Source organism: Paenibacillus taiwanensis DSM 18679 (assembly GCF_000425125.1).
Taxonomy (GTDB): Bacteria; Bacillota; Bacilli; order Paenibacillales; family Paenibacillaceae; genus Paenibacillus_B; species Paenibacillus_B taiwanensis.
The window spans coordinates 255,104-274,638 of sequence record NZ_KE384309.1 but is presented as its reverse complement, the minus strand read 5'-3'; the positions used below and the strand labels follow the sequence as shown (position 1 = coordinate 274,638).

General features: G+C 47.8%; 17 protein-coding genes and 2 riboswitches. All 17 genes read right to left on the bottom strand.

Annotation, left to right across the window (positions count from 1 at the left end; translation table 11 throughout):
* Positions 1–21: 21 nt before the first annotated feature.
* The 17 genes from H509_RS26335 to H509_RS0122100 all read right to left on the bottom strand — a co-directional run bounded on the left by H509_RS26335 (position 22) and on the right by H509_RS0122100 (position 19,526).
* On the bottom strand, positions 22–1,659 hold the full coding sequence (locus tag H509_RS26335; protein WP_051287520.1) for a spore germination protein: 1,638 nt from the start codon (positions 1,657–1,659) through the stop codon (positions 22–24).
* Between the two features lie 326 nt (positions 1,660–1,985).
* Positions 1,986–3,098, bottom strand: a complete 1,113-nt coding sequence (locus H509_RS0122175; protein WP_028547001.1) for an acyl-CoA dehydrogenase family protein — start codon at positions 3,096–3,098, stop codon at positions 1,986–1,988.
* 141 nt (positions 3,099–3,239) lie between these two features.
* Positions 3,240–5,624 carry a histidine kinase gene (locus H509_RS0122170; RefSeq protein WP_342663673.1) on the bottom strand — a complete coding sequence of 795 codons (2,385 nt, stop codon included), beginning with the start codon at positions 5,622–5,624 and terminating at the stop codon, positions 3,240–3,242.
* A 128-nt stretch (positions 5,625–5,752) separates the two neighbouring features.
* Positions 5,753–6,397, bottom strand: a complete 645-nt coding sequence (gene kdpC, locus H509_RS0122165) for a potassium-transporting ATPase subunit KdpC (protein ID WP_028546999.1) — start codon at positions 6,395–6,397, stop codon at positions 5,753–5,755.
* A 176-nt stretch (positions 6,398–6,573) separates the two neighbouring features.
* Positions 6,574–8,583 carry a potassium-transporting ATPase subunit KdpB gene (gene kdpB, locus H509_RS0122160; RefSeq protein WP_245596233.1) on the bottom strand — a complete coding sequence of 670 codons (2,010 nt, stop codon included), beginning with the start codon at positions 8,581–8,583 and terminating at the stop codon, positions 6,574–6,576.
* A gap of 111 nt (positions 8,584–8,694) precedes the next feature.
* On the bottom strand, positions 8,695–10,371 hold the full coding sequence (gene kdpA / locus H509_RS0122155) for a potassium-transporting ATPase subunit KdpA (RefSeq protein ID WP_028546997.1): 1,677 nt from the start codon (positions 10,369–10,371) through the stop codon (positions 8,695–8,697).
* Positions 10,372–10,414: 43 nt separating this feature from the next.
* On the bottom strand, positions 10,415–10,495 hold the full coding sequence (kdpF, locus tag H509_RS27410; RefSeq protein ID WP_084159342.1) for a K(+)-transporting ATPase subunit F: 81 nt from the start codon (positions 10,493–10,495) through the stop codon (positions 10,415–10,417).
* Between the two features lie 335 nt (positions 10,496–10,830).
* Positions 10,831–11,001, bottom strand: a riboswitch (cyclic di-AMP (ydaO/yuaA leader).
* Between the two features lie 66 nt (positions 11,002–11,067).
* Positions 11,068–11,511 (bottom strand): hypothetical protein, encoded by a 444-nt coding sequence (locus H509_RS0122145; RefSeq protein WP_028546996.1) that lies wholly within the window; start codon positions 11,509–11,511, stop codon positions 11,068–11,070.
* Between the two features lie 73 nt (positions 11,512–11,584).
* Positions 11,585–11,815, bottom strand: a riboswitch (cyclic di-AMP (ydaO/yuaA leader).
* 451 nt (positions 11,816–12,266) lie between these two features.
* The gene (locus tag H509_RS0122140) at positions 12,267–13,364 is read right to left on the bottom strand and encodes a CgeB family protein (protein ID WP_245596230.1); all 1,098 of its coding nucleotides are present in this window, start codon (positions 13,362–13,364) and stop codon (positions 12,267–12,269) included.
* Positions 13,365–13,675: 311 nt separating this feature from the next.
* The gene (locus H509_RS0122135; RefSeq protein WP_028546994.1) at positions 13,676–13,966 is read right to left on the bottom strand and encodes a FliH/SctL family protein; all 291 of its coding nucleotides are present in this window, start codon (positions 13,964–13,966) and stop codon (positions 13,676–13,678) included.
* Positions 13,953–14,330, bottom strand: coding sequence for a hypothetical protein (locus tag H509_RS28250; protein WP_211234372.1), 378 nt, complete (start codon positions 14,328–14,330; stop codon positions 13,953–13,955). The genes H509_RS0122135 and H509_RS28250 overlap by 14 nt, the downstream gene beginning before the upstream one ends.
* On the bottom strand, positions 14,327–14,671 hold the full coding sequence (locus H509_RS0122125) for an alpha-helical endospore appendage domain-containing protein (protein WP_028546992.1): 345 nt from the start codon (positions 14,669–14,671) through the stop codon (positions 14,327–14,329). The genes H509_RS28250 and H509_RS0122125 overlap by 4 nt, the downstream gene beginning before the upstream one ends.
* A 67-nt stretch (positions 14,672–14,738) precedes the next feature.
* The gene (locus tag H509_RS0122120) at positions 14,739–15,059 is read right to left on the bottom strand and encodes a nucleoside-diphosphate sugar epimerase (protein ID WP_245596229.1); all 321 of its coding nucleotides are present in this window, start codon (positions 15,057–15,059) and stop codon (positions 14,739–14,741) included.
* Between the two features lie 225 nt (positions 15,060–15,284).
* On the bottom strand, positions 15,285–16,679 hold the full coding sequence (locus H509_RS0122115; RefSeq protein WP_028546990.1) for a glycosyltransferase family 2 protein: 1,395 nt from the start codon (positions 16,677–16,679) through the stop codon (positions 15,285–15,287).
* 42 nt (positions 16,680–16,721) lie between these two features.
* A complete protein-coding gene (locus H509_RS26330) occupies positions 16,722–17,888 on the bottom strand; it encodes a GT-D fold domain-containing protein (protein WP_245596228.1) in 1,167 nt (388 codons plus the stop codon).
* A complete protein-coding gene (rfbB, locus tag H509_RS0122105; protein ID WP_028546989.1) occupies positions 17,806–18,798 on the bottom strand; it encodes a dTDP-glucose 4,6-dehydratase in 993 nt (330 codons plus the stop codon). The genes H509_RS26330 and rfbB overlap by 83 nt, the downstream gene beginning before the upstream one ends.
* Complete coding sequence (locus H509_RS0122100; protein ID WP_028546988.1) at positions 18,795–19,526, bottom strand: sugar phosphate nucleotidyltransferase; 732 nt, start codon at positions 19,524–19,526, stop codon at positions 18,795–18,797. The genes rfbB and H509_RS0122100 overlap by 4 nt, the downstream gene beginning before the upstream one ends.
* Between the last annotated feature and the right edge of the window lie 9 nt (positions 19,527–19,535).

Genomic DNA, 19,535 nt, shown 5'->3' with positions numbered 1-19,535 from the left:
TGCAGAACCCTCCTTTTAGATTTAACGATTGTCTTTCATTCGCTTATACCGCTCTGACTGTTTTGGAATCGGATTAGCATCTGGTGGACGACGGTACTGATCCGTATTCATACTCACTGGGCGCTTGCGCATCATCCAGATCGGAACACGAAACAATGCATCTTTTTGATCAGCGCTATGAAACGGAGCAAACGGCGACATGTAAGGCTTGCCAAACGACTCCATATTGCACATGTAGAGCATAAGCACCATTATGCCAACGAACAGGCCGTAAAATCCAAACATGGCTGCTAGTCCCATAAATAAAAAGCGCAGCGTGCGCAGAGACAACCCTATTTCTGCATTTGGAAAAATCATACTCGTAATCGCAGTCACGGAGACGATAATTACCATAACCGGAGAGACTAAATCTGCGTCAACCGCCGCCTGTCCAAGTACAAGCGCTCCAACGATAGAGATCGCGGTCCCGAGTGCGCGCGGCATTCGTACCCCCGCCTCATACAAAAGCCGAAATACAAACTCCATCACCATCGCTTCCACAAATGCAGGGAATGGCACGCCTTCTCGTTGTGCAGCAAGACTAATCAAGAGCGAGGTCGGAATCATCTCTTGATGAAATGTCGTCAATGCAATGTAGAAGGATGGCGTGAGCAGTGTCACTACAAATGAAATAAACCGCAGCAGCCGCGTCAATCCATAATCGTTACGATGATAGTAGTCTTCAGCGGATTGCATCATTTCTGAAAATAATGAAGGTACAATTAACACAAACGGCGAACCGTCGATAATAAGAATGACCCGCCCTTCTAATAATGCGGCAGATGCCGTGTCTGGTCGTTCTGTATTGTTGACCGTTGGAAAAATATTCAATACACCATCTTGAATAAATTCTTCTACATAGTTCGATTCCAGCACACCGTCAATATCAATTTGCTTGAGACGTTCAAACAGCTCCTTCAGCACATCCTGATCTACAATATGTTCAATGTACATAACCGTAATGGCTGTTTTGGTCACTTTGCCAAGCTCCAGTGATTCCAGCCGGAGATCGGGATGCTTGATACGCCTGCGCAGCAAGGCAGTATTTACGCGCAGCGTCTCTGTAAACGCCTCTTGCGGGCCTTTAATGACCGTCTGCGATATCGGTTCATTGACGGTACGATGCTCATAACCTAACGTACATACGCTAATTCCGTCAGCTAGCCCATCAATCAAGATGACCGTTTTCCCTTCAATAAGGGCACTCAAAAGAGTTGGGATATGATGGAAAGTTTGTACATCACCAGTCGTTATTCCTACGTACCGAACCCACGTGTCAAAGCCGATTTGTTTCGGATGCGGATAGTGCTCAACTGCAATTTCCATTCGCTCTACAAAGGAATCCATCAAGTAGTGAACCAATGTAGCACTTATAAGACCATCTATAAAAATAAAAGAAATATCCCATTCGCGTTTGCGTCCCACTTTCATCTCTCGCACAACCAAATCTGTACTGTCGCCAAGTGCAGCGCGAATGCTGCGGATGTTGTCAGACAACTTGTCACCGAGCGGCTTGCCGCCTTGTGACGGTGTACCTCCTGCATGCTGATGAGGAGAGTAAACTTGCGAGCTGTCCCTATTGGCATCTGTGGGCCCCAATGTATCCGATTCATCTCGCATTTGCAGTCTTCACTCCTTGTTGGGGAATCGTCGTTTCCTTTGTTGCTGTTTTGGTATTCCCCAATGAACATTCATTCATTCGCCGTCATACATATCTAATGCTGAAAAGGTAAATAATTAGCCATTACACCGCTAAGTGTCAGGACAAAAAAACACCCTTTTACAACGATAAAAGAGTTTCTCCTCTATCGCTACAAAAGGGTGCTCTGCACCTTATTCATACCTGTCCAGCTCTATAACACGCTCCAACACAATGTATTGTACGGTCCACCACAGTCCCGTAATTACTTAACCTTAACCTACTTGATCTACTTGACCTATTAGACCTACTGGAACGACACAAGTGATGTATGCTGGCAAGCCGTATGCAAATCACGCCAAATATGGTTAAGCATCGAATGCTCCATAATCGCTCCCATACCCATATAAGGAAAAATACTTTCGACCGCAGCTCTGATTGATTGCGCCGCAGCCCGCGCTTGCAAACTGACCTCACGCTCCGACTCCTCCGTCACGGTTCCACGTTCTTTAAGCTCTCTCCAAGACAAATCCACATGGAACTTGAACTTTCGTGCCGCTTCCTCGTATGCACAGCGCCCTTCTGCAATCCGCTGCTCTGTAAAGGCAACACGCCCCGGCTTCGCTGCATGCCAAGCCTCTCGGCTTCCTGCTACCATACGCTCCGCTTCGTCCAGAAAGTGCCTGCCAATACCAAGTGAAACCGCCGCAAAAGTAGCAGCTGCAAACGCAGAAAACGGATAACGATACGTAGGATGCTGATAAACACCATACGGCTCTACTAAACTAAATGTACGCTCAGCAGGCACAAATGCTTCCTCAATCCGAATCGTATGACTATCTGTAGCTTTAAGCCCAAATGCATCCCAATCCGGTTCGATCCGAACTTGATCAGGCATAAATATAAATGCCCGCATAACAGGAGGTGAATCTGCAAATTCTGCACCATCGGATCGAGCCTCAGAGGAAGCCTCAATTAGCGCATTTGCCGTAAACATCGTTGCATGTCTCGCACCGCTGCAATACTTCCATGCGCCGCTCACCCTGTAACCGCCCTCAACTGCTACAGCTTGACCTGACGGATATCCGCTTCCTGCGATGACCGCCGCCGGTTCACTGAACAACGATTGGCACACCTCAGGCTCCATAAAAGGCACAAAAAATCCGCCGCCTGCTCCAATCGTAACGGTCCACCCGAAGCTGCCATCGATCCAGGCTGCCTCTTCAAACAGATTTAGCGCCTCTGGCAGATCTGCCATTTTGCCGCCTAGCTGCTCTGGAACAAACATTTTAAACAGACCTCTGTCCCTTATCCAATCTAAAAATGTGTCATCTATCGTACCGTTCTTCTCCATATTAATCGCTCGTTTGCGAATACTATCGATTTCATCCTGGCTCCATAACGGTGTTGCTCTGTTCATGCTTCCACCTCTCAGTTGTAAATAGGCTATATCCTAGACTATATATTAAGGCTTATCTCTAGTTATTCTACCATTATTTTCACCTTGAATATAACCTTTTACAACTGCTGTACAGCTATAGCACAAAAGAAAACGAGCTGTTTACCCCTGCTTCCCCTTCGTCCACTCGACCTCATTCATGACGAGCACATCCATATGTCTGGACAAACGCATTAGCATTTTCATTTGCTGACGTTCCAATCTTCGCTGCTTTCTCCCTGGCAATCCAACGATAAGCTGTGTCGTAAGTTGTGCATCCGCCAGCTTCACAGACGTAATCGCCCATTGTTTGCGCTGGACAGCATCGTGCATCTCAAATGTGCCGCCTAGCCGTTCCGCCAGCGACTTAATCGATTCCATTCCTCTTTCCTCGAGCTTGCTTCGTCCCCTGACTGGCAGGCACGCAACAAACCATTCCGCCTTAAGCCGATGGGCAATACGGAAGCCATGTCTGACGAGCCGCTCCGCTTGCGTATTCGGCTCAATACAGACAAAAATGACTTCCTGCCGGCGCCAAGGCCCACGCAGCAACGCCCTGCGCTCCCACGATTCCAGCCGCTCATCTACATCGTCAGCAACTTCGCGCAAAGCCAGCTCACGCAAGCCAATCAAATTAGACGTACGGAAAAAATGATCTAACGCCTGATTGACTTTGTCTGCCGAATAGATCAAACCGTTCCGCATGCGCTCTTGAATCGTATGCGGCGTGACGTCGATCAGCTCCATCTCATCTGCAAGCCGTAACACACCATCTGGGACGGTTTCCCTGACACGAACGCCTGTTAATTGTTCTACAGCATCGTTTAGACTCTCAATATGCTGAATATTAATCGTTGTCATAACAGATATACCTGCTTCAAGCAGTTGCAGCACATCTTCATAACGCTTTTCATGTCGACTTCCTGGCATATTCGTATGTGCCAATTCATCCACCAGAACAAGCTCGGGTCTTCGTTGCAGCAAACGTTCCGTGTCCATTTCTTCCAGGTAGCGCTCGTTATAGGCGATCTTGCTTCTTGGTATAAGAGGCAACTGGTTCACCTGGGCTTTGGTCTCTTTCCGTCCATGCGTTTCCAGTAAACCAATTACAACATCCACCCCTTGCTCAAGCAGACGATTACCTTCTTGAAGCATCTTATACGTTTTCCCGACTCCTGGAGCGGCACCGATAATAATTTTAAAGCGTCCACGTCGAAGACCATCCGCCTTCGCTAATAGTTCAGCCTCTGTCCAACGTTTAAAAGGAGGATGGGACTGACCCGCTTCAGAGCGAACTGGCAAAATTCGCTCCCCCTCTTTCATCGAACGGTCCGCCACAAAAAACAGATCCGTGTGCTCCACCTCTTTTAGTAATCCATTAATAAGGGAGCCATTCCAAAACTCTTGCCAGCGAGTTTGTCGCGAATGACCAAGTACAATTCGGGTCATACCGTGCTCCCATGCGTACCGCGCAAGCAAACGAGCCATCCCCCTTCTGGATGAGGACGCTGTTTCCTCCCACGTCGCATCAAGCTTCGCTGCCAGCTTTTTGAGTGAACGCCTAAAGGTAGCTTGTATAGAAGTAAGTGGTTTTTTCGGATGTACAAATGAAATAATAAACAGTTCTCCGTTCAGGCGCTTAGATATTTGGTGTCCCCTTCTGACATGAATAGATCCATTCCACCCGTACTGGGCCAACACCAAAATACGTTCTGCAACACCAGATGGCCCACTTAACCCAAGCTCTTGCCGGTGCTGCGTCAACGATCCGTTAACATCATTAGCAAGCGTTCGTAGCGCCAATTCGCGGAGGATGCTCAGTTGGCTTCGCTCTGACACAAGCTCTTTTCGTCCACGTGTGCGACTATCCTTCCCTCTGCCGCGCCGATGCTGTCGCCGTTCCATTAACGATTCTGCGGACACGTCAAGGAGGCGGACTTCGTCTGCCTCCTTGAGCACATCGCCGGGAATGGTCCAAATTGTATCTATTCCCGCCATTTTTTTCGCTTGTTCGCTTACACGTTCATCTTCATATGCGTTCATCGTAGCAATTACACTAATGCCCAGTTGAAGCAAATATCGAACGTCTGCCAGCCGCGTAGCACGCGCTGCCCCCAGCCGGTTCGGCTGAGCTAAGCCGTCCACAAGGACGATATCCGGCGCTTGCGCTTGAATTTGGTCCATATCCAAATCTTCCATCCGCTGCCCATTCCAGTCCCATTGTATAGAAGGAATATGGGAAATAAGAGGTGACACAGGCTCCTGCTCAGGTGGAGACGTTGCCCACGCTACCTCCAGCCCCTGCTTGATTCGCGCTTCTCCCTCGCGTTGAAGCTGCGTCGTCTTGCCCGCACCGCTTGCTACCGCCACGAGAATACATAACCTGCCTCGCTGCATCTGTTCAATAAGCTGAAGCAGCACTTCTGGCGAACGTCTGCGATAAGCATCACTTTCTTTCATCCCCATCCCCCCGAGCCGCAGCCTGAACTGCCCCATTTCTTGTTTCAAACGTAGGAATGAACCCTATTTTAGATATGTTAAATATTTGAGATTTTATATATATTTGAGATACTTTATATATTTGAGATATTCGTTATCTTCCTCTTGATTACCGATTCCTTCAACTAACCCTCAATCTAACCCTCTATTCGTGCTGCATCACCCTTCATTTCTCCTTGAACAGCCAAATTTAATAGCAGCACGTTCACACGCGGTTCACCGAAAATGCCCAGATCAGCAGACTCCGTATACTTATCTACTAAGTGCTGTACCTCCTCTACAGACAAACCCGCTGCTTTTGCAACCCGTGGCAATTGAGCTTGCGCCGCCTCCGGGGAAATATGCGGATCAAGGCCAGAGCCCGAATTAGTAACCAAGTCAGCAGGCACCTTTGACAGCGGCACATCGGGGTTGTTCTTATTCCAATCCGCTGCAAACTGTTCCACTCGTGCCTTTAAATCTGGATTAGAAGGTGCAAAGTTCGGTGATCCAGCGCCTACTCCGTTGTAGTCAATGCTTGACACACGTCCATGAAAATACTGTGGTTCTGTGAAGGTCTGACCAATCAATTCAGAACCAACCGCTTGCCCTTTTACATTATAAATGAGGCTGCCGTTAGCTTCTTTTGGCAAAATAGCTTGTGCAATTCCCGTCATCATGAGGGGATATAACAACCCACATAACACAAGCAAGCCGATGCTCGTGCGGATGATGGTGCCGATTCCCCCGCCATTATCGGCGGGAGATTCTGTATGACCTGACTGTTGTAAATGTGAACTCATGTAAATACACCCTTTCTACATGCCTAAATCTTGATACGGTTCGGCTAATCATTTTGCCTAATTGCTTATTTCAATTTGTTTGCTACGAACGTATCTGTGCAGCTTGCTTGCTGAGTTATTCTTAATCAGCTTGAGATTAGCTGTCTTGCCTATTGTCACAACCGCTGCTTAAGCAGTTACATCCAAATGCCGAGCACCATGTCAATAACTTTAATTCCTATAAACGGTGCAATTAATCCGCCTAGTCCATAGATGAGCATATTGCGGCCAAGCAGCTTCTCCGAGCTCATTGGCTTGTAGGCTACCCCTTTCACAGCCAGCGGGATCAGGAGCGGGATAATGATCGCATTAAACACAAGCGCAGACAATATCGCTGACATCGGCGAATTTAATGCCATAATGTTCAAAGCAGACAACTGCGGAATCGCAAGCATAAATAAAGCAGGTATAATTGCAAAATATTTGGCTACGTCATTTGCGATACTAAATGTAGTTAGGGCGCCGCGTGTCATCAGCAGTTGCTTCCCAATCGCAACAACTTCGATCACTTTTGTTGGATCGGAATCCAGATCCACCATATTTGCAGCCTCTTTAGCAGCAGTAGTACCACTGTTCATTGCAATGCCTACGTCTGCCTGTGCCAAAGCTGGCGCATCATTGGTACCATCACCCGTCATTGCGACTAACTTGCCCGCCGCCTGCTCTTGGCGAATAAGCGCCAGCTTATCCTCAGGTTTGCTCTCTGCTATAAAATCATCTACTCCTGCTTCCCGTGCAATCGTCGCTGCTGTCAGCGGGTTGTCGCCTGTGCACATCACTGTACGAATTCCCATTTGACGGAGCTGCTCAAAACGCTCACGCATGCCTGGCTTCACTGTATCCTTCAAATAAATGACACCATAAATATGATGATCTACGGCGACTGCCAACGGTGTTCCACCTGCCGCCGCAATGGCTTCGGTCTGTGCATCTAAATCAACAGGAATAGATCCGCCTTGCTCCTTCACCCAGCGCTTAACTGAATCAACCGCGCCTTTGCGCACTTTGCGACCATCAGTCAGATCAATGCCGCTCATGCGTGTCTCCGCTTTAAACGGGATAATCTCTCCTTGTTCACTCAATTGAGTGTCGTAGCTCCAACCCTGTTTATTTACCCACTCAACAACGGAACGTCCTTCCGGTGTCTCATCCAAATGAGAAGATACTGCTGCCCAACGTCCAAGCTCTTCTTTTGAACCACCCCCAACTGCATACATATCGGAGGCAAGACGATTGCCGTAGGTGATGGTGCCCGTTTTATCCAAAATAATAGTATGAATGTCACCGCAAGCCTCTACTGCTTTCCCAGAGGTCGCAATAACGTTAAAACGTGTAACCCGGTCCATACCCGCAATCCCAATCGCAGATAGCAGACCCCCGATCGTAGTCGGAATTAAGCAAACGAGTAAGGCGATAAGTTCAGCTACATTTAATTGAATGTTCAAATATTGTCCGAAGAAAGGCAAAGTTACCACTACAATTAAGAAAATAAGCGTTAAACTAATCAGTACAGTGTGCAGCGCCAACTCATTTGGTGTCTTTTGCCGTTCAGCGCCTTCCACAAGCGCGATCATTCGGTCGAGGAATGATTCACCCGGATCGCTCGTGATACGAACACGAATCCAGTCACTTACGACGCGAGTGCCTGCTGTCACAGAGCAGAAGTCGCCTCCTGCTTCTTTTAACACCGGTGCCGACTCTCCCGTAATTGCAGACTCGTCAACCGATGCCAAGCCTTGAATGACTTCCCCATCCCCCGCAATGGTCTCCCCTTCGCGGACGATAATCAGGTCTCCTTTGCGCAGTGTTGCAGAGGATACACGAACCGTACCTGATTCTGTCACTTTGTTTGCCCACATATCTTTCTTGGTTTGCTTTAAGGAATCCGCTTGAGCCTTTCCCCGTCCTTCTGCCAGAGCTTCAGCAAAGTTGGCAAACCATACGGTAATAAACAATATAAAGCTCACTGATCCGTTGTACCACCGAGCGACAGGCGATCCAAACGCATCTGGAACGAAGGTCAAAAACAGTGTGATGACAAACCCGATTTCTACAATAAACATCATTGGGTTTTTAACCATTTGCTTCGGATTAAACTTGCGCAGTGCATCGATAGATGCCTTTTTGACTAATTCAGCTTGAAACATACCTTTTTGCGCCTTTATATGAGAACGTCCGCTTTCCGTGTCAAACGGAACCGACGAATTCGTGGACTGAGCCGTTTTCATGTTTTTCTTCCTCCTCTTAAGCCGTACACATTATTTCCACAACGTTAGATGCTCCGCCACAGGTCCAAGTACAATGACCGGGAAGAACGTTAATGCCCCTACGATAAGAACCGTTCCGACGAATATCGCCCCAAACATCGCGGTATTGGTTCTGAATGTGCCGCTTGTTGCAGGGACAGGACGTTTGCTGGCCATAGATCCAGCGACAGCGAGCAGCGTAATCATCGAAATATAACGGCCAAAGAACATTACAAACCCTGTGGCAATGTTCCAGAACAACGTGTTATCGCCAAGTCCTTCGAAGCCAGAGCCGTTGTTGGCAGCAGACGATGTAAATTCATACAAAGCTTGTGACAGACCATGATAGCCTGGATTCGATATCGTCTCAGGATAAGCAATAAGTGCAATTGCAGTCGGTACAAGAATGAGCAGCGGATGGACGATCAATGTGACCGCGATTAGCTTCATCTCCCGACTTTCAAGCTTGCGTCCCAGAAACTCCGGTGTGCGCCCAACCATGAGGCCGGACAAAAATACGGCAATCATAGCGTACATCAGCACGTTTACGAATCCGACACCGATACCGCCAAACACCGTATTCAGCATCATGTTAGCCATCGGTATAAGTCCACCGAGCGGTGTAAGCGTATCATGCATGGTCGCAACCCCCCCGGTCTCGGAAGCTGTTGTGACAACGGAATATAAAGACGATTGCACCATGCCAAGCCGCTGTTCTTTGCCTTCCATGCTCGGGCCGTTTATGCCAAGCTGATGCATCATCGGGTTACCCGCAAGCTCAGATGTAAGAGAGAGGCCTAGCATCGTAATAAACATAATAGACATGGCTACAAACAATACTCTGCCTTGCTTTGCATTTCCGACCATTTTTCCATATGCAAACGGCAAGGAAGTGGTAACCAGCATCATCAAAATCATTTGCAATGTATTGCTAAGCGCATTTGGATTTTCAAATGGATGCGCCGAGTTCGGGCCAAAGAATCCCCCCCCGTTGTTCCCCAATTCCTTAATGGACAATAACGAAGCGACAGGACCTCGAGCGATCTGCTGCTCTGCACCTTGTACCGTCGTAACCGTCTCCGTCGGGCTCAGTGTCTGCGGAACACCCATCGCAACGAACATAATGCCTGCGACTACCGCAATCGGAAGCAGGACACGCGTAATCGAGCGTACGAGATCCACAAAGAAGTTGCCAAGCGGCTTGCCTGCCAGACCTCTCATAAAAGCAAATACGATGGCCAGTCCAGTTGCTGGAGCGGTAAACATCAAAAATATAATGGCTATCATTTGGGAGAGATAGGATAATCCTGTTTCTCCGCTGTAATGCTGTAAATTCGTATTTGTCATAAAGCTGATCGCTGTATTAAACGCAACCGAAGGTTCCATTCCTGCAATGCCGCTCGGATTCAGCGGCAGAACCCCTTGCAGCCGGAATATCGTATAGGTGATCACAATCATGACCACGTTGCTTAACACCAAAGACCCTGCATAGGCTTTCCAACTCTGATTCGTCTCTCGGATGCCGAACAATTTGAATAAACCTTTGTCAATCGGTCCAAGCACTCGATCCAACGGCAGCGGCTTGCCGCCACTGTCGAATACACGCGATAAATATATGCCGACCGGACGCGCCAACGCCAGTACAATAAGTAATGTAATGCCAATAGACAACCAACCTAAACCTGTCATTTTTGTGTTCCACCTTTCAACTATTTACCCGGAAGTCATATCCCTAGAATTTCTCTGGCTTTACAAGCGCGTATCCCAGATAGAGAAACAGTGCCGCTACCAGTACGCCAAGCACGATTATCATCTTTGTTCACCTCTATATGCACGAGTCAACCCATGCGATGTTCATGACGTTGGTCATGATTAATGATCAACTTCTGTGGAGCACCAGGACAGTACCCCATACGTTACGACGCCTAACAATACAATTAATACAAACATAATGACATCGAACATATGCCAACTCCTCCTTTGAGCCTTTGGCGCAAAGATGTGCTCACCCTTCAGAGACGGTGCTTTACCTTGCAGCATGTTAGCAGACAACACAAAAAGCCGCACGGAAAGAGGATCCCTTTCCGTGCGGCTTCTTAACACGCAGCTAAATAAAACGCAAGCTGCGAATCTCCACAACGAAATAAGGCTGCCTCTATGGACGCTTACGAGGTTAGCTGACGGATTCGGGCGCATGAGTCGCCCTACTGGCCAATGGCCAAGATTCACCCCTCGCACAGCAGCTTCTCCACTTTCGAAGCACTGTGCTCTAACATTGGGTCCCCCGTTCCCTTCTCAGGGATTCAGCGATGAGCATTGCCCAAAGCTTATCAATTAGTCGAGCTGTTCGAACTGCTAGCACGACACCAGAATGTGTTACATCAGTCACTGGTGAAGCTGCACAGTTGAACGCTGCTCGCTGTAAATCAATTCAGTCAGCAGAAAGGATACTTGATCCGACTGCGTGTACACGACCATATCCGCTCCTAACAGGCGGTAAATGGAACGTGGATAATGCTGCTTCGTTATTACCGTAATCGGGTCATACGTCCATGCTCGGCATTGCTGCAACAGACGACAAGTCAGTGCAAAGCTTTGCTCGAAGACGTATATACGCCCAACGGGAAATAACGGGATCTCGGCTGCTTTGGTCCGAGATGTGTTTACTTGCCAAATGTGCTTGACACCAAGCTTCTCCATTTTTGCCGAACATCTCACATTGTTACTGATGGCTGCCACTGGCAAGCCTGCGCCGCGCAGTTGGCGAACAAAGTCAGCCCCCATCGTGTTCGGAGCGAATACGGTCACGATTCGGTCCGTGTCTTGCATTTCACCATACCTCCTGAAGTCCGTTACTATTATCATTCGGGTAGAGGTTGGTCTGTAGCGCAAAGCAATGTAGCGCGCCTCTCCTCGGACGCTTACGAGGTTAGCTGTCGGGTTCGGAATCGAAGAGTCGCCCTACTGGTACAAAGTGACCACCCACATCATGCGTATGGATATCACCCTGACCAGATTCACCCCCTGAACGCCAATCATCTCATTTAGCCCTAATCGGCTGTTATGACTGATTTGCCTTCTCATTATGGTTCCCCCGCTCCCACCTTCTGGCGGAACTCAGCGATGAAGACGCAACGGATGTTGTTGTCGTCGATGAACTGAATCTTACGCCTTTTTATGTATGTATGTAAATCAATTGGAACGTTCATATTGTTCCAAGCACGACCAATTGCTGGATGTAATCCTAATCAATCTTCGCAAATCCTATCATTTACTCGTCATACCTTTAATTATCTTCATTCGATTGGATAACAGTAGCATTTTAAAGTAATTTCGATAACAACATTGATTTAATCGCTTTCTTGGCATAATTTGTGGCCCTTTTTCTCTAATGCTAGTTTTCATTTCAAGCTTCCATTTGCAACGGATCGCAGGCTACGATACGTCTACGCATCATACGAAAAAACCGAATGTTAGACTACGATGCCTCTACACATAGTTCGTGCTGCATACACACAAAAGCCGCCTGAAAAGAGTACGTTCAAGCGGCTATCTTTTGTCGTTTTTTAGCTTTTTGTTACGCATCAATAGCCAAAAAGAGTACCTAAAAGCTGATTCATCCGATTCGCATACGTATGCTCACGCAGCGTTCTTTCAAGCCCGCGCAGCGCAATTTCACGCCGTTGTTCTTCATGATGCAAATAATGCTCCATTTTTGCCAGCAGTTCATCTGGTGAGTGATAAGTCTCAATCTCAACACCCGGGATATAAAAGCTCGCTAAATCACTGCGAACGTCCGTTAATTGCAGGGTGCCACAACAAGCAATCTCAAACGTCCGTGGGTTCGGGGAAGAAGCAATAATTTGACTGGAATTGCTGTTCACCGTCTCGTCATCGTGTGATCTGTGCATGTTGATGACGATTTTGGTCCTGTTATACATATCAGCCGTTTCTTCCGGCGTCATCCACCGACCAAGATCAATCTTACCCGTATAGGTGCTAAACCGTGGCAGGCGATCCCACCAGAGGCCCGAAAAGTAGGCATTATATTGCATCATCCGATCCATAATCGATTCGAAAAAATGTACTCTGTTCCAATAGGCTGAGCCGATGAAACAAACATCACGGCGGCCTGGCGTAGGTGTTGTCATCGGTAAAAAATGGCCTGGATACACCGCAAACGGCAAGTAATAAACGTTTGAACAGCCTATCGATTGATAATAGCTAACGCTGTTAATTTCTAACGTAAACACATCGCTATAATGCGGCACGATAGCAGACATCATGTCTGTATAATACGGGTCATCCGTTAGCCATACGGCTGTGCGAATACCTGCTGCCCGCAGTTCGTCCAGTTGGCTGATAGGCAGCTCCATGCCATCCAAGGCGATAACAACGTCCGGCCGTAAAGAGGCGGCCGAGGCAGCAACGGCATCTTTTGGCCCGATGACCGTCACCTTCCCCACTATCTCCTGAAGCGTGCTGATTAACGCATCATCAATGGGGGCGTACGGGAATCCTTTGCCTGATGTAACATACATGACATGTATAGGTCGATGAGGAATTTGCGGGCGTATCGTCTTCACCAGCATATCTGCACGGCCACGAAGGTATCCATCTTGGTATCCTTCATGCAGACCGCGTAATCGTCCACGCCTGCGAGCAACAGTTGTCGTTCTCATGCGTCTATGTCGATATGATTTCCTTCGTGAGCGTGAACCGGGCATCTCATCACTCCTTTGTTGTTACTGTTAATCGCGAAGGGCGAAGCTTTACATCAATGACACCCGCCTGTACGAATCTTGAGCAGAACGCATGACGATTTACAGCAGGTGCCATATCATGTGTGCCGTCATCTCACTATATGCCGCTAGCACAACTGTCTTCTGGACTTCTGTCGATAACGATCGAAATAAGGCTGCCGCCTTCCTTGCAGCCTAAACAACAAAAACAGCCTGATATCGCACGAGGCATCTATCAGGCTGCTTTCCCATTATACCTGCCCCGCATAAGCAAGCTGGTGTCCATCCTCATATCCTTTGGCAAAACCACTATTAAAGCCTTCGTTGTAAGCTGCGTCATAGCCTTGTTTAAAACCGTTCCCTGATGCCCCTGTTCTTCTTCTGTTTCGCTTACGTCTGGCCTTCATTGCCCCCTTACGCTTAATGAATCGGTGCTTCCCTGCTCGCCTGACGCGCAAGCGACTTGTCGCTACTTTGCTGCGCTTACTTCTCGTTCTCTTCGAAGCGGACTTACGCTTTCGGCTGCGGTTATTTGGCTTCAATACGCTTCTCCTCCTGTGCTCCCTTTTGGTCATCTATTTCAACATGGCAAACTGGATTTAGCCAAGGTATTGCAGGATTTCCCTTCTTTAAGCTGCGCCGCCGCCAACCAGTCACCATATGACATAAAGCATGCTGATGCTGGGACAGCAAATGAATGTTATCGTACATTAATTTGATTTGTACCTCTGAATGTCCAGACACATCCGCCAATTGCTCAAGCAGTCGAGCCAATGCAAGCTGGCTTCTAGTTATCGCTTCAACCATCCCAATCTTGGCTTCATTTTCACGATCATGCTGTGTGATAAACGTTAAAGGATACGCCGTATCGTTTTCTGGAGTGGCTTGCTTTATGTTCATTTTCATGGCAGCTTATCTCCAAGTTCGAAATCTCCAAACGCTCCGTCGGCAATGCCCTCTCCGTGTCCTCCACTACCCGCACGATTAAATATCGTCTTCATATTTCGAGCCAAGCTCTGCTGCAGCTTCGTTAGTCCATCTAACACTTCGATGACTTGATCATGAATTTCAAGAGCTTCATCTATCTGTTCATGAGGTGTTGCTGTTGCTTGGTGAGTGAAGTGATTCAGCATCCAATTGCGGGATTTCTCGGCTTCCATTGCTTTTGCTTCGAGAATCATCGATATGCTCCACTGCATGTCAGCCATCGCTTCCAGCATTTTTGTCATCGCACGTTCCCGATTCACCCGTCAATCCCTCCTCACCTCATTGAAACACCGAATATACGGCTGCCTGTTTAATAAAGAGAACGACTCATACCTCTCCTTGTTCATTCTCATTTTGCAGCTCAATCATAATTTGCTCCAACTGGTCTGTAAGAGCATGCTCCAAATCTGCAATTCCATTTAAATAGGCAATCAAATTGCGGGATAATGCCATCGATTGCTCTTTAATGCCTTTTGCCCCCTCCAATAATACTTGTGTATCGGGCATGACATGAACAGCCTGTGCATTACGAACGGCTACATGACGTTCCGCATCCAGAACACGCGCCAGTTGCTGTTGCGTATGGGACAAATGTTGTATCGTTTCATTAACCGCTTGATGAACAGACTCATTGTTAATAGGGTGCACGTCTGTCACTCCTTTCCTTCCGAGTCAGTCGTTTAGGACACTAGTCCAGTCACTAGAACACCTATATTGTCGGAACTACCTTATCTACAACATATGCGGTTGGATGCGTCTTCGTATATGGATAATTCGCCCAATTCCGCGCAACAGCAGCACCTGCCTCACAATTTCCTCATTTCATCACAAAGAAGCATACCTAGCAAACAGACACCGGCATGCTTCTTCACTTTAAATATGATACGCATGAATAACAGGAGCAGCGATAATCGGGATGCCTTCATGAAGCTGCAAACGTTCGCTCTCTGTTCGATACGATAATCGACCTTCAAGCTGCCAGCGATTCAGCGCATGTCCGCTTACGACCTCACGGTACGTATCGCCTTGCCGCTGGTACCATCTGCCTGTCTCGGTTGTAAACATCCCGCCATCAGGAATCGTGCCGTCGGCCGCCAGCCGTTCATGCCACTTCGCCTCTGCAACTGAGGCATCCATCACATTTCCTGTAGGCCAACCAAGCAAATCAACTTGCGACACTTTTACTACAGGTATACCTACATGTCCTCGCAGCGGATGCTTTGCCCCTTGTTCCACCCAATATACCGTCTCGCTAAGTCCAGTTACCGCCACATGCGATGGATAAAATGATTGGGATCTAAAATGTTGAACAACACTTCCTTGTCCGTCATATATGCGCGGTTGCATTTTTCGAACCCAATTGTGGGGATCAGCCCACTTTGCGCTAAAAAATGCAGCGTTCTTATCATTTACAACCTGGAATTGGTCACCGAGCGCCCTCATACTCTGACTACCGTAGTGATGAATGAATGTATCTCTTGCCACCACGAGCTTGCGGCCATTTATGAGCGCTCGTACAACGTAATCCTCATCTTCAAAGTTACCGATCTCAAAACCTTCATCGAAGTAGCCATTTGTATCAAAAAATGTACGACTAAACAAAAAACAAAAACCTACAATGCGATCTGTATACTGCCATTTTTCCGGATTTGAGACGTTATATTTGGCTGCAAATGATTGCATATCATCGACACGAGTATAGGGTACCTCGATTTGTTGCTCACCGCTAATATAGTTCGTTACAGGTCCAACAATGCCGATATTCGGATCACTGTTTAGACATAACAGCAAATTACTTAGCCAATTGGGTGTCACAACGATATCATTGTTTAACACACATATCGTCTGCCCTTTGGCCATCATCAACCCTGTATTAACCGCGCCGGCAAATCCTTTGTTGCTCTCGTGAACATAGTATCGAAGCTTTCCTGCCATTGAATCGAGGTAAGAAGCGGCACCGTCCGTTGACGCGTTGTCAACAACGATAATTTCATGTGGAGTGGGCGTGTACGCCTGAATGCTGGAGATACATTGCTTGAGGAGATCTAACTTATTAAAATTCGGAATAATAATGCTCGTGCCTTCTAAACGGGCTCCGTACTGCTCTTGGCCATTACGAAGCCCTTCAGCGTATCCATATGCAAATCCTCGATCATAGTGCACCCGCCTTTCATGCACGGGCTTGCGTCTAAAGCCCTTTGCTTGACGCTTGACCGCCCTCAGCTTTGGATTTGTGTTGATGCGAGTTGTTCGTCGAAGATTAGCCATCTTCTTGACACCTCCAGCATAGTGTGGAATAACATTGCCAACTTATAGCGGATGTTCCCTGCTTGCAATTTTATTAGCTAGATGACCAAAGTCTATAGCTACTTTGCCATACTGCGAAGCAATACGCTCTGCAAGAATCACCGCTGGAATACCTGCTGCTACGAGTGCAAAATCATACTGGTAAGAACGAGCTTCCTGCATCACTCTAGCAATATCTCTTACACCGATCACCGGTGTAATAAGGCCCGCAACTGCAATACCATGCTGTTGAAGCACTTGCGAGAGTTCTTCTGCTACGTTGCCGATTACGAGTACACGTCGCCCTTGCATCAACCGCAGCAAAGCGCCCTGCTGCGCTAACATGTAATTAACAGTGGAATAAGTTAATCGCATAGCAGCAACAGACATGCCATATGAGCGGAGCAATGGGTGTACGAGTCCTTGGAAATTGGGGGTTTTGGCTGTAGGAATACCTACAAAAGTGGCTTTGCGCACAGACTCGGCCAATTGCTCTCTATACTCATGGTCGGGCACTTCTATTCCAGAGTAAGGCAGAAAAGGTCCCTCTCTTTGCACCAAGGCGGATGAAAGCACGCGGTCATGCGCTAACGCAAGCAGTTCGCCATCCCCAAGCCGAACGAGAGACATCGGGCGCTGCTCATCTAGTGCCTGAATCATTTCTGCTAAAATGGTCTGTGGATCGACCAGTGGCTTTAATAGATGTTTCACTTGCTCGAAGCCTAGTGCAATGACATGCTCTACCGGAATGTCAGGAAGAATGTGATCTTCTGGTATAAGGCCAGCAAGTACAGCCTCTCCACCCTCGTATTTGCCTTTACGGAATCCATCCTCATAGGCGATGCTTCGTTCTGCTTCAACGATATCAGGCGCAATAACAGGCTGAAGGGGTACTGGCTTGCGTGGTCGCATGGCACGACGCCACTTCTTCTTCCCCCGCTTGAGCCGGCGCCTGCTCCTGAGTGGACGCGCGCCAGGTTTAAGGCGCGCATCCGATGCTCCTTGGGAATGGCTACGAGTACTCTGCTTTTTGCGGTGAGCATGAACAAGGACTGCATCGCTTGGATGACTTGCAGATGTGCTCGCTTGCGAAGTCCTCTTCATCACATCATCTTCCTTTCCGATAAGAGCCAGATTGGATTCGTTCCCACCAAACCCTGTTGTCAACATACCACTTAACCGTTTTTTCAAGCCCGGTTTCCAACGTCTCGACAGGCACCCAACCCAGTTCCCGCTCTGTCTTTGCTGGGTCAATGGCATACCTGCGGTCATGGCCGCTGCGATCGGCTACAAAAGTGATCAACGATTCCGGCTTGCCTAACAATTGTAATACAGCACGAACGATGTCAATGTTCATTCGTTCTTGATGACCGCCAATATTGTATACTTCGCCTTCTACGCCACGCTCCCATACCGCGGCGATTGCCGCACAATGATCAAGCACATACAGCCAGTCACGAACATTTAAACCATCACCATATACCGGTATGGATTGATTAGTAAGCGCCCTGACAATAATGGTTGGGATTAACTTCTCTGGGAATTGATAAGGACCGTAATTATTGGAACACCTCGTAACAAGAATGGGCATTCCATATGTGTGTACATAGGACCTGGCCAACAAGTCAGAGCTTGCTTTGCTTGCAGAATAAGGGCTATTCGGCTGCAGCGGCGTGTCTTCCGTAAAGTACCCTGCTGCTCCGAGTGAACCATATACTTCATCAGTGGAAATATGAATAAAGCGACCTACTCCGCTTGCCTTTGCAGCTTCAAGCAGGTGAAAAGTTCCGAGCACGTTCGTGCGTACGAACTGTTCAGGCCCTGTAATACTGCGGTCAACATGTGATTCTGCTGCAAAATGAAACACGGCTTCATAGGATTCACCCTGGAATAAATAGCGAACTTGCTCTGCGTCCGTAATGTCTGTTTTCACAAATCGATAGTGATCAGACTGGCTCCATTGTGCCACATTATCGGGATTTCCAGCATACGTCAGCGCATCCGCATTCGTAATATGAATATCCGTATAGTGCGCAAGCAAATATCCGATAAAATTACTCCCGATAAATCCCATTCCTCCTGTCACTAACAGCTTTCTCATAACTGCACCCCTCGCAGTTTTATCGCTGCTTCATTAAAGGAGTCAAAAGTTCCGGCATCTGTCCACCATCCCTTTAGCACGTCATATTTTAGACGATCCGCTTGTGCGTATACATTGTTTACATCCGTTATTTCAAGTTCACCACGCGCGGAAGGCGCAATGCTGTGAATATGGCGAAACACTTCCGTATCGTACATATAAATACCTGTTACGCAGTAATAAGACTTGGGCTGCTTCGGCTTTTCTTCGATTCGTACAATGTAATCTTGTTTAACCTCGTCAAATACGGGCACACCGTACCTTCTGGGATCAGACACCTTCTTCAGTAAAACACGGGCTTCACCTGATCCTTGCTCCAAATACGACTGTACATAAGGGGTAATGTCCTCTTGAAACAAATTATCGCCAAGCAGTACGACAAACTTCTCGCCTGGGGCTAAAAAAGGCTCTGCCAGTGATAAGGCTTGTGCGATTCCACCTGCTTCTTCTTGAATAGAAAAGGTCACGCGCATCCCAAATTGCTGCCCGCTCCCGATATATTCGGTGAACAAAGCCGCTGACATTTTGCCAGTAACGATAATTAAATCCGTCACCCCCGCAAAACGAAGCCGCTCCATGCCATAGCTAATCATCGGATACTTGCCGACGGGAAGCAAATGTTTATTTACTAGCTTTGTTAAAGGATATAGTCGTGTTCCCGTGCCGCCCGCCAAAATAATTCCTTTCACATCTCTTCC

Coding starts and splice junctions, on each gene's coding strand:
- H509_RS26335 (WP_051287520.1), bottom strand. CDS start 1,659: ATGCGAGATGAATCGGATACATTGGGGCCCACAGATGCCAATAGGGAC.
- H509_RS0122175 (WP_028547001.1), bottom strand. CDS start 3,098: ATGAACAGAGCAACACCGTTATGGAGCCAGGATGAAATCGATAGTATT.
- kdpC (WP_028546999.1), bottom strand. CDS start 6,397: ATGAGTTCACATTTACAACAGTCAGGTCATACAGAATCTCCCGCCGAT.
- kdpB (WP_245596233.1), bottom strand. CDS start 8,583: ATGTTTCAAGCTGAATTAGTCAAAAAGGCATCTATCGATGCACTGCGC.
- kdpA (WP_028546997.1), bottom strand. CDS start 10,371: ATGACAGGTTTAGGTTGGTTGTCTATTGGCATTACATTACTTATTGTA.
- kdpF (WP_084159342.1), bottom strand. CDS start 10,495: ATGATAATCGTGCTTGGCGTACTGGTAGCGGCACTGTTTCTCTATCTG.
- H509_RS0122145 (WP_028546996.1), bottom strand. CDS start 11,511: ATGCAAGACACGGACCGAATCGTGACCGTATTCGCTCCGAACACGATG.
- H509_RS0122140 (WP_245596230.1), bottom strand. CDS start 13,364: ATGAGAACGACAACTGTTGCTCGCAGGCGTGGACGATTACGCGGTCTG.
- H509_RS28250 (WP_211234372.1), bottom strand. CDS start 14,330: ATGAAAATGAACATAAAGCAAGCCACTCCAGAAAACGATACGGCGTAT.
- H509_RS0122115 (WP_028546990.1), bottom strand. CDS start 16,679: ATGGCTAATCTTCGACGAACAACTCGCATCAACACAAATCCAAAGCTG.
- rfbB (WP_028546989.1), bottom strand. CDS start 18,798: ATGAGAAAGCTGTTAGTGACAGGAGGAATGGGATTTATCGGGAGTAAT.